Origin of the sequence: Pseudofrankia coriaricola, assembly GCF_001854805.1 — a bacterium.
GTDB lineage: Bacteria > Actinomycetota > Actinomycetes > Frankiales > Frankiaceae > Pseudofrankia.
On sequence record NZ_MBLO01000033.1, the window covers coordinates 1 to 13,950 of the forward strand.

The following is a 13,950-nucleotide window of genomic DNA, read 5'->3' on the forward strand; positions in this document are numbered from 1 at the left end:
CCGACGCCGTGGTGCCGGTGGACGCGGCGAGTTTCCTGTTGTTGCAGGAGCAGCTGGACTCGGTGTTGCACACGTTGTCGGATCGGGAGAAGAAGGTCATCCAGCTGCGGTTCGGGTTGACGGATGGGCATCCTCGGACGTTGGAGGAGGTCGGTCGGGAGTTCGGGGTGACGCGGGAGCGGATCCGGCAGATCGAGTCGAAGACTCTCTCGAAGCTGCGTCACCCGTCGCGCTCCCAGAAGCTGCGCGACTACCTCGAATAGGACGCGGGTTGGGGCGGGGGCGCCGGGGCGCCCCCGCCTGTCGGGGCGAGGCGCTGGGCGCGCTCGCCCCGTGTCGGGCGCTGGGCGCCCTCCCCGCGTGGTTCCGGGCCCTGGCAGATGGCGGTGGTAGAGCTGGGACCGGGCTGACGAGGTGGCCGGATAGGTACTGCGCCAATGCGCCGTCACCAGCTCTGGCTGGACATCCGAGCCCACGGGATGCCTGTCGGGCGCTGAGCGCCCTCCCCACGTAGTTCCGGGCCGGGGACCTGGGCGGCCTCGGCCGGGTTCAGGACCGCTGGCTGGTCAGGGTGGCACGCAGGGCGCTCGCGAGGTCGGGGTACTGGAAGCGGAAGCCCGCGTCCAGAAGCACTCGCGGGACGACCCGCTGAGAAGCGAGGACTCCCTCGTCGGTGAAGCCGCCGACGACAGCGCGCAGCGCGAGCCTGGGCACGGGCAGCAGGGCCGGGCGACGCAGCACCCCACCGAGCGTCCGGGCGAACTCCGACCCTGTGACCGGGTTCGGCGAGACCAGGTTCACCGGCCCCGTGACCCTCGGTGCGGCGCGCCGCACCGGAGGTCGGCTGACGCCGGCCTCCGGGGGTCCCGACGGCGACACCGGCGGGGCTTCCCCCGCCGGAAGATCGGCTGGCGGGGGCCCGTTGTCGGGCGCCTGCCCGTCGGCGGCGAGCAGGAAGCGGACGGCCGCCACCCAGTCGTCGATCCCGATCCAGGACACCCACTGCCGCCCGGAGCCGAGCGGCCCGCCAAGCCCCGCCCGGAACAGCGGCAGCTGGCGGGCGAGCACCCCGCCGCCGCGCGCGAGGACCGGCCCGGTGCGCAGCAGGCACACCCGCAGGCCGGCGGAGGCGGCGGCCTGGGCCGCCTCCTCCCAAGCGCGCACGACGTCCGCGAGGAAACCACCGCCCGCGGGTGCCGTCTCGTCGACCGGGCCGCCGGCGGCGGTCCCGTACCAGCCCACGCCGCTCGCGGACAGCAGCACGGCCGGCCCGCGCCCCTGCGCGGGGCCCTCCACCGGGGCGTCCGGGCTCGCGCCCGCCGCGAGAGCCCCGGCCAGCAGCCGGGTGCCCTGGACCCGGCTGTCAAGGATGGTCCGGCGGTAGTCCGCGGTCCACCGGCGGTCGCCGACGCCGGCCCCCGCGAGGTGCACGGCCGCGTCGACGCCGGCGAGAGCGGCGGCGTCGAGCTCGCCCCGCTCCGGGTCCCACCGGAACTCGCCGGGGCCTCGCGGCTCGCGGCGCACGAGGGTGACCACGTCGTGGCCATCCGCCCGCAACGCGGGCACCAGCTTCGAGCCCAGCAGCCCGGACGCCCCGGTGACGATGATCCTCACCAGGCCATCCTGTCGCACCGGCCGGCTCGGCCGCATCCGGCCGGCCGGTGACTCGCGGGCGCGCGGCGAGCCGATGCCCAGTCATGACCCGACGAGCCGGACCCATGGCGGTGACCCCGCAATCTCACCCGGCTCACCCGTCTGCCAACTGGTTGTGCATCGATAGTTCTCTTTGTGTGCTAGAACACGCACGCCCGTAAGCGGATGCGACTGGTGACGGGGCGAGTACGGGGATAGGCTTCGGCGTAGCGTCACCTGGCGGTCACCACCGCGAGTCACTCGCTGACTAAGTACGCGTCAACAGGGCTGCTCGCCGCCGTCATGGACTGGCGACGCCCACCACCACCCGTCCACGTCCGTTCCCGGTAGCCCGACCCATACTCCTGCAAGCCCACCACCCGTACCCGGCCCCGCGCGGCGCTGGTGGGCGGCGGCGCGCGCCGGCGGGGCGTCGAGCGTGGGTGGGAGAACGACCACCGTGTCGGGAGGTCAGACCCGCTGTGTTCCGCTCGTTGCTCTCCACCCTGGAAGAACTGACCCTGCTGGTCCTGCCACACGGCGGTCAGCGCACCGCCCGTCGCAACGCCTGGCGCGCCGCCACCGATCTGCACGTCACCTCCGGTTACCGGTGGGCTGAGGGCGTCGGGCCCGGCTCCCCGGTCGGCTCCGTCGGCTCGGCCGGCCCCGTCATCTCGATCGGGTCGGCGGCCGTGCGGCCTGCGTTCGCCGCGGCCCGGCCGCGCCGCCCAGTCGCTGCCCACCGCTGACCCGGCCCGGCGGGCCCGACGGCTCCGCGGCCCGGCGGGCGCTCCGGCCCGACTGGTAGCTCAGCCCCAGGTGGCGCGGCACCCAAAGCGGGGGCGGAAACCGGGGCCGGGCCGGTCGTCGGCGCACCGTCGTCCCGCTCGCGCGGCGTTACCACCATGGTCGTGGCCGCGCCCCGCCCCACAGGCCGTAGGCTCGCGGGCATGGCACTGAGGAAGAAGCCGGCGGCAGCCGCGGCCGCTCCGGCTACGCCCCCGGCACGCGGCACGAAGGGCCCGGCGAAGCCGGGTGGCGCCGCGTCCGGACAGGAGGCAGGCGGTCCCAACCGGCTCACGCAGATCCGGCTCGTCTTCAAGGTCACGCGGGAGCGTGACCCGAACGTCGTCTGGATCATGCTGCTGGGCTTCGTGGTCCCGCTGGCCGTGCTTCTCGTGCTGGGCCTCTTCGTGGGGCCGATCTGGCTGTGGACGCCCCTTGGCGTGCTGCTGGGCCTACTCGTCGCGGTCAACCTGTTCAGCCGCCGGGTGCAGCGCAGTGCCTATGCCGAGCTGGAGGGGAAGCCTGGCGCCGCCGCCGGCATCATCGAGCGGATGAGGGGCGACTGGCGGCTCACTCCCGCCGTTCAGGTGAACAGGAACCAGGATGTCGTGCACCGCGTCGTCAGCCGCGCGGGCGTTGTGATCATCGCCGAGGGGCGAGGCAGGGGCGCCCGCGACCTGCTCGCCACCGAGGTACGCCGGATCCGCCGCGTCGCCGGCGACGTGCCGATCACCGACATCATCATCGGCAACGGCGAGGGCGAGGTCCCGTTGCCCAAGCTGCAGCCGACCCTGATGCGGATGCGCCGCACGCTGCGCCGCCGCCAGATCGACCAGCTCGACCGGCGGCTGAAGGCCGTCGCCGGCACCGGTCCATCACTTCCGATTCCGAAGGGCCCGGTTCCCCGCAACATCCCCCGCGGCGGCCGCCCGCGCTAGAGCGCCGCTGGCGAGAAGGTCGCTGGCGCGACCGCTCGCCGCGGCGCCTGTCGGGCGCCAGGGCGCCCTCCCAGCCTGGTTCTGGTGTCGACGCGTACGACCGGGGCTGGTCTGGATCGGGGTCGGGATAGTGGTTGCGTTGGCGGTGCGCCAATACGCCGTCGCCATCGGTGGCCAGGTTGAGCTGACGCCTCACCAGAACGGGGTTGGCGCCTCGGTCTACGCGCGCCGGGCCGCCCTGACGGGGGCGGTGCCCGCGGCGCGGTCATGCAGGCCGCGCATGTCGCGGTCGACGAGGAACACCGGGATCAGCAGGGCCAGCAGCAGTGTCCGGACGAGCACGAGCGGGAAGCGCGCCCGGCCACCGCCGGGGACCTTCACCACGCCGAAGCCGAACAGCCGCATGCCGACGGTCTGGCCGGTGAGGCTCACCAGCACGAGCTCTTCGAGCAAGAAGATCACGAGTACGATCAGGCCGCGCGTCGAGGCGTCGTATGTGGCGCCGAACAGCACGGGCACGCCGGCCAGCAGGTTGGCCAGCACCGCGTCGACGACGTAGCCCCCGAACCGGGCGCCGTAGCTGGCCAGCGAACCCGGGCCGGCGGCCGGCAGGCCGAGCCGATCCCCGGGGGTACCAGCAGTGGGTGGCAGGCCGGGGCCTTCCAGCCAGCGTCCGAGCTCACGTCGCACGGCGCAAGCTTATCCGTATCCGGATCGCGCCAGGGAACCGTCACACACCGTGACGAACTTCGTCCTCGCAACACAGACGAAACATGCTAGCCATGCTCACTTCACACCGCGGGGTTACGCACCGCGTCCGGATATGGGTATCCTATTGGGCCAGACAGCGTGCCACGCGGGTGGAGGGTGAATGTTCGCGAACGCCGACGAAGTGCTCCGATACATCCGGGACGAAAATGTCGAGTTCATCGACGTGCGTTTCTGTGACCTCCCGGGCGTCATGCAGCACTTCACGATTCCGACGCAGGTCTTCACGGAGTCGGTCTTCACCGACGGCCTCATGTTCGACGGCTCCTCCATCCGTGGCTTCCAGGCCATCCACGAGTCGGACATGCTGCTGCTGCCGGACCCGCGGACCGCGTTCCAAGACCCGTTCCGTGAGCACTCCACGCTGGCGATGACCTTCTTCATCCACGACCCGATCACCAAGGAGGAGTACTCCCGCGACCCGCGCAACGTGGCGCGCAAGGCGGAGGCATACCTGCGCGGCTCCGGGATCGCGGACACGGCGTACTTCGGGCCCGAGGCCGAGTTCTACATCTTCGACGACATCCGGTACGAGTACACGCCGCACGGCTCGATGCACCAGGTCGACTCGGTCGAGGCCGCGTGGAACAGCGCACGCAAGGAGGAGGGCGGCAACCTCGGCTACAAGCCGAGATTCAAGGGCGGATACTTCCCCGTGCCGCCGACCGACCACTTCACCGACCTTCGCTCGGAGATGGTCAAGACGCTGATCAAGGTCGGCATAACCGTCGAGATGCAGCACCACGAGGTCGGCACCGCCGGCCAGGCGGAGATCGACTTCCGCTTCGACACGCTACTGAAGACCGCCGACAACCTGATGCTCTACAAGTACGTGATCAAGAACGTCGCCCGTTCTCGCGGCCGCACCGTCACCTTCATGCCCAAGCCGCTCTTCCAGGACAACGGCTCCGGCATGCACTGCCACCAGAGCCTCTGGAAGGACGACGGCCCGCTGTTCTACAGCGCCGAGGGCTACGGCGGCCTGTCCGAGACCGCCCGGCACTACATCGGCGGGCTGCTGCACCACGCCCCGGCGCTGCTGGCGTTCACCAACCCGACGACGAACTCCTACCGGCGGCTGGTGCCCGGCTACGAGGCGCCGGTCAACCTGGTCTACTCGGCCCGCAACCGCTCGGCCTGCTGCCGGATCCCGCTGGGCGGCGACTCGCCGAAGGCCAAGCGGATCGAGTTCCGCGTGCCCGACCCGAGCTGCAACCCGTACCTGGCGTTCTCGGCGATGCTGATGGCCGGGCTCGACGGCATCAAGAACAAGATCGAGCCGCCGGACCCGATCGACAAGGACCTCTACGAGCTCCCGCCGGACGAGCTCGCCGCCGTCCCGCAGGTGCCCGGGTCGCTGGAGGCCGTGCTCGACCACCTCGAGGCCGACAACGAGTTCCTCACCGCCGGGGACGTGTTCACTCCGGACCTCATCGAGACCTGGCTGGACTACAAGCGCACCCATGAGGTGGACGCCATCCGCCTGCGTCCCCACCCCTTCGAGTTCGACCTCTACTACGACATCTGAGGCAGCGTCACCAGGGGTGGCTTTTTTGCCCGGGCCTCGCCGTCCGTTTTGGACGGCGAGGCCTTTTACGGGCGGACGGCCCCAGGAGCGGTCGTCATCGACGTGTCGGGTGGGCGCGGGGTCGCGGGCGACATCACGCGAGCGGGGGCACGAGAGCGCGGATGCCCAGCTCCTCATACGTCCAACCGAACGTGCGCAGCACGGTGTGACCTGCGCGGGAAATCGCCATTCGCGGCCAGTGCCGCCATGTGAGAAAAGATGGGAAAACGGCGGTGCCGACTCAGTGGGCATCCGGGCCGCAGAACGGGCCACGCCGTCGCGACTCGGCGGGCCGCGGCCCCCATCGAGGTTCGTCCGCCGGCGGGAAGAACGCGCCGCCCATGGGGATACGGCCCCACCGGGCCGCCCGAGAGCTCCCGGCCGGTCTATGAGGCCGGCTACCGGCGAGCCGTCACACAACGCCCGGATGCCCGCACAGGGTGGGTTCATCTACTGAGGTGTGCGGCCATCGTGGTGTGTCGGCGAGCACATTTCGGGCTGTTTTCCGGCCCCGTTTCGGGAGCCGTAACCGTCGCGCGCGCCGACCGAGCGTCAACAGCGCGCCCTGAGACGCAGATTTAACAATCGGGGAACTGATCGGTAACGGGACCCGGTAAGGCTCCAGTCGGACCCTCCCGTCAGTCGCGGCTAGCGTCGGCCCTCCCCCGGCCGGCCCCATCGTCGCGTGTCTAGGACCTGCCGATCACGGGGAGTATTGAGTGAGCTTTCAGGCCGAGTACATCTGGATCGACGGCACCGAGCCGGAGCCGCTGCTGCGCAGCAAGACCCGGATCATCAAGGACGGCAAGGAGCCGGAGATCTGGGGCTTCGACGGCTCCAGCACGAACCAGGCGCCCGGCTCCAACTCGGACTGCGTCCTGCGCCCGGTCTTCACCTGCCCGGACCCGATTCGTGGCGGCGACAACATCCTGGTGATGTGCGAGGTGGAGCTGACCGACTTCACCCCGCACCCGACCAACACCCGCGCCAAGGCGCGAGAGCTGGCGGAGAAGTACGCCGACTTCGCCCCGCACTTCGGCATCGAGCAGGAGTACACGTTCTTCCAGAACGGCCGCCCGCTGGGCTGGCCGGCCGTGGGCTTCCCGGAGCCGCAGGGCCCGTACTACTGCGGCGTCGGCGGCGAGAAGATGCCCGGCCGGGACATCGTCGAGAAGCACACCCAGGCGTGCATGGACGCCGGCCTCGCGATCGAGGGCACCAACGCCGAGGTCATGATGGGCCAGTGGGAGTTCCAGATCGGCGTGCTGCCGGCGCCGGCCATCGGTGACCAGATCTGGGTCGCCCGCTGGCTGCTGCACCGCATCGCCGAGGACTTCGGCGCGTCGGTCTCCTTCGCCGCCAAGCCGGTCCCCGGCGACTGGAACGGCGCGGGCGCGCACACCAACTTCTCCACCAAGCAGACGATGGAGAGCTGGGACGCGATCGTCACCTGCTGCGAGGCGCTCGGCACCCGGGTCATGGAGCACGTGACCAACTACGGCTACGGCATCCAGGACCGCCTCACCGGCAAGCACGAGACCGCCCCGTGGAACAAGTTCTCCTGGGGTGACTCGGACCGCGGCGCGTCGATCCGCATCCCGTGGGCCGTCTCGAAGGCCCGCAAGGGCTGGCTCGAGGACCGCCGCCCGAACGCGAACATGGACCCGTACGTGGTCTCCGCGCTGATGATCGACACCACCTGCAGCGCGCTGGCCGGCGACAAGCCGATCCTGTTCGTCCCCTCCCAGGCCACCGCGGCGCAGCCCGCGACCGTCTGACCGAGGGTCCGAACCGCGGGCCGAGAGACCGCACGGTGGCATAACCGCGCGTCACCCGGCCCGCTGACCCGCCCCGGCGGGCGGCACCAGCAGCACCCGGCGCCGCCGGCTCCCAGCAGGGAGCCGGCGGCGACCTACATCACCAGCGTTCTCAAGCCGAGCAAGGTGTTCTCGGTGGGGGACGGGTCCGCTTACGGCGCCGACCTGTCCGGCGTCGTCGAGCGGACGCTGATCGGCGGTGGCACCTCCGCAGAATCTTCATCTACCAGGCCCGCGCCGGCGCCCTTACCTCCGTCGACCCGGTCTCCTGATCGTCTCGGTCCGTCACCCCGCTGCCCGCGCCGGCGGGACAGCCGCCTGTAGCTTGTGCCTCGTAGCAAGAGCGCGAATGCCGCCGAACGCCGACGCTTCGTCTCATACGATCTCTTTGTCATGACGATGAGGGAAGCGCGGTTCGCCTGGCGGCCCCCTCCGGCCCACCGCGGGTCACGGCACCGAGCGTGATCGTTGATCGGGCCGCCGTCGCCGCGGCACTGCCGGGCATCGAGATCGGCGGCCAGATCGGTGCCGGCGCGTTTGGGCTGGTGCTAGCCGGCCGTCACCGCGCCCTGAACCGAGACGTCGCGGTCAAGGTGCCTCGGTGGCGCAGCGGGATTTCTCCGTCGCCCACGACAGGTGGTACAGCATGACCGTCACCGCGCGGGGTGGCACCTACACCATCGCCGTCGACGGGACGACAGTCGTCCAGTACCAGGACGCGACCGGCAAGCTCAGCCAGCAGGGCGGGATCGGTTTCGTCGGAAACGGCTCGACCGTGCTGTCCGACGACCTCGAGGTCCGCGCCCTGCCCACCTGACCGAGCCGCGGGCACCATCATGATCGACTATGCTGGTTCCAGGGAAATTCCTACAAACTCGCATATGACCGATCAGGTGTGGCGAGACCTGTTGGCACAGGCTGGCATCACGGTCGAACATCACGGTCGGAACGGCCGACGCCACGCATGTGAGCCTGCGCCATGACGGTTCCGGCCGTGGGGACGCTGCCGAGCCGCCGTCCGGTTACGGCAAGTCGCCAGGTTCGTTGCGAGCTGGCAACGACGTGGGCATCTCGGTCCTGCAGTCGCTAGTGTCGGAGATCCCCGACGGCGGACCTCCCAGATCGCCTTCGGCGATCCGGCAGGAACCCCGTCGCCGATCCGGGAGGCACTCGGGATACCTCGTCCTGGCCGACATGTCCCCCGACCAGGACAGGGCATCGGCCAAGGATGCCGGTGCCCGGCGCCGGGTAGGACGCGTCGGTGCCGGGCCGCCTGCCCTGGCGCCGGCCGGGTGCCCGAACGGTGGGGGCGGGCACCGCGGACGGCCCGGCGTTGCCAGGCCGGGTCTCGTCGGGGAGGCCGGCCGCGGGCGCGTGGCGATGGACGAGCCATGCTTCCGCCGGTCGAGAGGCAAGGCGGCTGGATCCGGACGACGTAGCCTGAGGTCGAGTCCACACCTCAACGTGGAGGGTTCATGGACAAGCAGCAGGAGTTCGTGCTCAGAACGCTGGAGGAGCGGGACATCCGCTTCGTCCGGCTCTGGTTCACCGACGTGCTGGGCGTGCTGAAGTCCGTGGAGATCGCTCCGGCGGAGGCCGAAGGCGCGCTCCTGGAGGGCATCGGCTTCGACGGCTCGGCGATCGAGGGGTTCGCGCGCCTGCACGAGGCGGACATGCTCGCCCGCCCCGACCCGTCCACCTTCCAGGTGCTGCCGGGACGCGGCGAGGGAACGCTCACGGCGCGGATGTTCTGCGATGTCGTCACTCCCGACGGCCTGCCCGCCGTAGCCGACTCACGCTGGGTGCTGCGCCGCGCGCTCGCGGCCGCCGCCGAGGCCGGGTTCACCTTCTACACCCACCCGGAGATCGAGTTCTTCCTGCTCAAGGAGCCGCCGCGGCGCGGCCAGCCGGTGCCGCAGCCGGTGGACGAGTCCGGGTACTTCGACGTCACGCCCAACGACATCAGCCATGACTTCCGCCAGCAGGTGATCGGCATGCTGGAGCGGCTCGGCATCTCCGTCGAGTTCAGCCATCACGAGGTGGCGCCGGGCCAGCAGGAGATCGACCTGCGCTACGCCGACGCGCTCACGATCGCCGACAACGTCATGACGCTGCGCCAGGTCGTCAAGGAGGTGGCGCTGCGGCAGGGCAGCTACGCGACCTTCATGCCGAAGCCGTTCACCGAGCATGCCGGCTCCGGCATGCACACCCATATGAGCCTCTTCGAGGGCGACCGCAACGCCTTCTACGACCCGACCGACGAGTACCGGCTCTCCAAGGTCGCCAAGGCGTTCATCGCCGGGCTGCTGGCGCACGCGCCCGAGATCACCGCCGTGACCAACCAGTGGGTCAACTCCTACAAGCGGCTCATCAGCGACTCGGCCGAAGGCGAGGGCGCCGAGCTGCTGGAGGCGCCGGCCTACGCCTGCTGGGGGCACAACATCCGCTCCGCCCTGGTCAGGGTGCCGCTCTACAAGCGGGGCAAGGCGAACACGGCACGGGTGGAGTTCCGGCTGCCGGACAGCGCCTGCAACCCGTACCTGACGTTCGCGCTGATGCTCGCGGCCGGGCTGCGCGGCATCCAGGGCGGCTACGACCTGCCGCCGCCCGCCGGCGACGACATCTGGTCGCTTACCGAGGCGCAGCGCCGGGAGCGCGGGATCCGGGCTCTTCCCGGATCCCTGTCCGAGGCGATCGCGGTGATGGAGACGTCGTCGCTGGTCCGGGAGACGCTCGGCAACGAGCTGTTCGAGTTCTTCCTGCGCAACAAGCGCGCCGAGTGGACCTCCTACCGCCGCCAGGTCACCCAGTTCGAGATCAACCGCTACCTGCCACTCCTGTAACGCGCACGCCACATCTGCAACAAGATGGAAACATGATGGCGAGCGCCGGACGGTCGGGCCCAGCGCGGGCGCAGGGGGCCTCGCGGGCACGCGCCCCGCTGGCACAGCGCGACGGCTGGCCGGCGGAGCAGACCTCGCCAGCGGAGCCCCCGTCCGCGGACCACGCCTCCGCTGACCGGACGACGAGCGAGCCGGCCGCCGCCAGTGCGGCGACCATGCCCCCGCCCGGAGGCGTCGGGCACCCGCGGGGCAGCTCCGCCGCGGCCCAGCTCGCCCGGCTAGGCTTCACCGACGTCGACCGGGTCGCGGCCACGCTGCACCGTCTCGGCTTCGGCCCGCCCGACGGGCTGCCGCTCACCAACAGCCCGGTGGTCGCCGAGCTCGCCCACGCCGCCGACCCCGACCGCGCCCTGGCCGGGCTAGACCGACTGATCGACGCACTCGACGCACTCGACCCGCTTGACGCGCCCGGCCCGCCAGGCGCCACCCCCGGGCCGGCGCACCCGCCGGGCCCGGCACACCCGGCACACCCGGCGGCCCCGGCGCACCCGGCGCACCCGGCGGGCTCCGCCCGGTCGTCCGCCGAGCTGCGAGCCGTGTTGGCCACCCGGCCGGGCTCTCGCCGGCGTGTGATCGCCGTCCTCGGCGCGAGCCTCGCGCTCGCCGACCACCTCGCCGCGCACCCGGCCGACTGGCGGATCCTCGCCGACGACGAGGCGGCCGCCGCCGCGCCCGACGCGGCGACCCACCGTGCCCGGCTGTTCGCCGCGGTCGGCGCGGACCCGGCCGCCGAGCGGCCGCGAGCACGCGGCGACGGGCCGGAGGTACTGGACGCGTTGCGGGTCGCCTACCGGCGAGCGCTGCTGGTGCTCGCCGCCCGCGACCTGACGGACACGGTGACGGTCGAGGACGCGACGGCCGAGCTCGCCGACCTCGCCGCCGCGGCGCTCGACGCGGGCCTCTCGGTCGCGCGCGCCGGCCTCGCGCCGACCTCGCCGCCGGTGCGCCTGGGTGTCGTCGGGATGGGCAAGTGCGGCGGGCGCGAGCTCAACTACGTCAGCGACGTCGACGTCGTCTTCGTCGCCGAGCCGGCCACGACCTCACTCCCCGACGGCATGGGCGGGGCCGCTGGGACCGCTGAAACCACCGGGACCACCGGGACCGCGAGGGCCACCGACGCCGCCGAACCGGCCGAGGAGGCGGCGCTGCGGGCCGCGACCCGGCTGGCCGAGGGGCTGGTACGGGCCTGTGGCGCGCGCACCAGCGAAGGATCGCTCTTCCAGGTCGACGTCGGCCTGCGCCCGGAGGGCCGCGACGGCGCGCTGGTCCGCACGCTCGCCAGCCACCGCGCCTACTACCAGCGCTGGGCGCGCACCTGGGAGTTCCAGGCGCTGCTCAAGGCCCGGCCAGTCGCCGGCGACCTCGCGCTCGGCGCCGAGTTCTGCTCGATGGTGGGGCCGCTGGTCTGGTCGGCGGCGTCCCGGCCCCGTTTCGTCGCCGACATCCGGGCGATGCGCCGGCGAGTGGAGGCGTCTCTGTCGAGGCGGGAGGCCGACCGCAACATCAAGCTCGGCCCCGGTGGGCTGCGCGACGTCGAGTTCGCCGTCCAGCTGCTGCAGCTCGTGCACGGCCGTATCGATCCGAAGCTGCACGCCCGCGCGACCCTCCCCGCGATCGACGGCCTGGCGCGCGGGGGTTACGTGGGCCGCCGCGACGCGACCACCCTCGCCGACGCCTACCGGTTCCTGCGTGCCGTCGAGCATCGGCTCCAGCTGCGCGGCCTGCGGCGGACGCACGTCCTGCCGCGCGACCCGGACGAGCTGCGCTGGCTCGGCCGCTCGCTGGGGATGCTCGGCGCGGAGGAGTTCACCGCCGAGCACGCGCATATCGCCCGGTCGGTACGGCGGCTACACGAGCAGCTCTTCTACCAGCCGCTGCTGGAGGCGGTCGCCCGGCTGTCCGCCGAGGAGGTGCGCCTCACGCCCGGCGAGGCCGCCGATCGGCTCGCCGCTCTCGGGTTCGCCTATCCGAACCGGTCGTTGAAGCACATCGAGGCGCTCACCGCCGGCGTGAGCCGGACCGCCACGATCCAGCGGCATCTGCTGCCGACGATGCTGCCGGCGTTCGCCGACGCCGCCGACCCGGACGCCGGCCTGCTCGCCTATCGGCAGGTCAGCGAGGCGCTCGGCCGCGTCCCCTGGTACCTGCGGCTGCTGCGCGACTCGGCCGGCGCCGCCGACCGGCTGGCCAGGGTGCTCGCGGCCAGCGGCTACGTCGCGGCGCTGATGCGCGCCGCGCCCGAGTCGGTGCGGCTGCTGCGCACCGAGGAGGACCTGCGCCCTGTCGGCCGCGACGAGCTTGCCCGCACGCTGCTCGCCGTCGCGCGGCGCAACCAGGACGCGGGCGACGCGGCCGCGCGGGCGCGCGCGATCCGCCGGGTCGAGCTGGTCCGGGTCGCCTGCGCGGACCTGCTCGGCCTGCTCGACGCGGCCGCCGTCGGCGAGGCGCTGGCCGCGGCGGCCGCCGCGACGATCGAGGCCTCCCTGTTGGTCGCCCGGCGCACCGTGAACCGCCGGCTCGCCGCCGGCCGGCCGGCGGCGGACCGGTTCGCGGACGTCGGCGAGCCCGCGGACGACCCAAACGGCCAAAGGGCGTGCGAAAATGATCTTCCTTCGCACGCCCGGCGGACATCGTTCTCAGGAGCATTGGCCGGAGAGCCGGCCCGGATCGCGGTGATCGCGATGGGCCGGCTCGGCGGCGCCGAGATGTCCTACGGCAGCGACGCGGACGTGCTGTTCGTCCATGAGCCCAGGCCCGGCGTCGGCGCGCGCCCGGCCGGCGAGTACGCCGCGGCGGTAGTCGAGGAGCTTGTCCGGCTGCTGGGGCAGCCGGGGCCCGACCCGGCGCTGCGCCTGGACCTGGGGCTGCGGCCCGAGGGGCGGGGCGGCTCGGTCACCCGCGACCTGGACGGCTACGCAGCCTACTACCGGCGCTGGGCGCTCGGCTGGGAGGCGCAGGCGCTGCTGCGCGCCCGGCCGCTCGCCGGCGACCCGGAGCTGGCGGCGCGGTTCCGCGACCTGGCCGACGAGTTCCGCTATCCGGCGGCACTGCCGGGCGGAGCCATCGCCGAGGTCGAGCGGCTGCGGGACCGGATGGCCGCCGAGCGGGTCCCGCGCGGCGCCGACCGGACCCTGCACGTCAAGTTCGGGCCGGGCGGGCTGACCGACGTCGAATGGACGGTCCAGATCCTCCAGCTCCGCTATGCCCACGAGAACCCGGCGCTGCGCACCACCAGCACCCTCACCGCGCTGCGCGAGCTCGTCAACGCCGGCCTGCTCGACGGCGCCGAGGCCGCGGCGCTGAACGCCGCCTGGCTGTCGGCCTCCCGGATCCGCAACGCGATCATGCTTGCCCGCGGCACACCCGGCGACCTCATCCCCCGCACCACCCCGGCCCTCGACCGCGTCGCCGGGGTCCTCGGCTACCCCCTGGAGCAGGTCACCGACGTCCTCGACGACCACCGCCGCGCCGCGATCGCGGCCCGTCGCGTCGCCAACCAGGTCTTCGCCCGCGAACGGCCCTGACCAGCCCGCCAGAAA

10 protein-coding genes are annotated in these 13,950 nt (G+C 72.3%); 8 read left to right on the plus strand and 2 right to left on the minus strand.

Annotation, left to right across the window (positions count from 1 at the left end):
- Window positions 1-263: sigma-70 family RNA polymerase sigma factor (locus tag BCD48_RS05615; RefSeq protein ID WP_116271434.1), on the plus strand; the 263-nt coding region annotated here is incomplete at its 5' end.
- 286 nt (window positions 264-549) lie between these two features.
- Here the strand turns inward: BCD48_RS05615 and BCD48_RS05620 are convergent.
- Window positions 550-1,614, minus strand: coding sequence for an epimerase (locus BCD48_RS05620; RefSeq protein ID WP_071047236.1), 1,065 nt, complete (start codon window positions 1,612-1,614; stop codon window positions 550-552).
- A 500-nt stretch (window positions 1,615-2,114) separates the two neighbouring features.
- Between BCD48_RS05620 and BCD48_RS05625 the strand changes: the two genes are divergently transcribed.
- Together BCD48_RS05625 and BCD48_RS05630 are read left to right on the plus strand one after the other, a co-directional pair.
- Window positions 2,115-2,381 carry a hypothetical protein gene (locus tag BCD48_RS05625; protein WP_071047237.1) on the plus strand — a complete coding sequence of 89 codons (267 nt, stop codon included), beginning with the start codon at window positions 2,115-2,117 and terminating at the stop codon, window positions 2,379-2,381.
- A gap of 201 nt (window positions 2,382-2,582) precedes the next feature.
- On the plus strand, window positions 2,583-3,356 hold the full coding sequence (locus BCD48_RS05630; protein ID WP_083418224.1) for a DUF4191 domain-containing protein: 774 nt from the start codon (window positions 2,583-2,585) through the stop codon (window positions 3,354-3,356).
- 219 nt (window positions 3,357-3,575) lie between these two features.
- Here BCD48_RS05630 and BCD48_RS05635 read toward each other — a convergent pair whose 3' ends face one another.
- Window positions 3,576-4,046, minus strand: a complete 471-nt coding sequence (locus BCD48_RS05635) for an RDD family protein (RefSeq protein WP_083418225.1) — start codon at window positions 4,044-4,046, stop codon at window positions 3,576-3,578.
- 181 nt (window positions 4,047-4,227) lie between these two features.
- Between BCD48_RS05635 and glnA the strand changes: the two genes are divergently transcribed.
- From glnA to BCD48_RS05660, 5 genes are all read left to right on the plus strand, one after another.
- Window positions 4,228-5,652, plus strand: a complete 1,425-nt coding sequence (gene glnA / locus BCD48_RS05640) for a type I glutamate--ammonia ligase (RefSeq protein WP_071047238.1) — start codon at window positions 4,228-4,230, stop codon at window positions 5,650-5,652.
- Window positions 5,653-6,410: 758 nt separating this feature from the next.
- Window positions 6,411-7,469, plus strand: coding sequence for a glutamine synthetase GlnII (glnII, locus tag BCD48_RS05645; RefSeq protein WP_071047239.1), 1,059 nt, complete (start codon window positions 6,411-6,413; stop codon window positions 7,467-7,469).
- 640 nt (window positions 7,470-8,109) lie between these two features.
- Complete coding sequence (locus BCD48_RS51075; protein WP_071047240.1) at window positions 8,110-8,325, plus strand: 3-keto-alpha-glucoside-1,2-lyase-like domain-containing protein; 216 nt, start codon at window positions 8,110-8,112, stop codon at window positions 8,323-8,325.
- 658 nt (window positions 8,326-8,983) lie between these two features.
- The gene (locus BCD48_RS05655) at window positions 8,984-10,351 is read left to right on the plus strand and encodes a glutamine synthetase family protein (RefSeq protein WP_071047241.1); all 1,368 of its coding nucleotides are present in this window, start codon (window positions 8,984-8,986) and stop codon (window positions 10,349-10,351) included.
- A gap of 215 nt (window positions 10,352-10,566) precedes the next feature.
- On the plus strand, window positions 10,567-13,935 hold the full coding sequence (locus BCD48_RS05660; protein ID WP_071047262.1) for a bifunctional [glutamine synthetase] adenylyltransferase/[glutamine synthetase]-adenylyl-L-tyrosine phosphorylase: 3,369 nt from the start codon (window positions 10,567-10,569) through the stop codon (window positions 13,933-13,935).
- Window positions 13,936-13,950: the final 15 nt, after the last annotated feature.

What these genes read in the sequence shown, in the direction of transcription:
- BCD48_RS05630 (WP_083418224.1), top strand. Translation starts at nt 2,583, where the DNA reads ATGGCACTGAGGAAGAAGCCGGCGGCAGCCGCGGCCGCTCCGGCTACG.
- glnA (WP_071047238.1), top strand. Translation starts at nt 4,228, where the DNA reads ATGTTCGCGAACGCCGACGAAGTGCTCCGATACATCCGGGACGAAAAT.
- BCD48_RS05655 (WP_071047241.1), top strand. Translation starts at nt 8,984, where the DNA reads ATGGACAAGCAGCAGGAGTTCGTGCTCAGAACGCTGGAGGAGCGGGAC.
- BCD48_RS05660 (WP_071047262.1), top strand. Translation starts at nt 10,567, where the DNA reads ATGCCCCCGCCCGGAGGCGTCGGGCACCCGCGGGGCAGCTCCGCCGCG.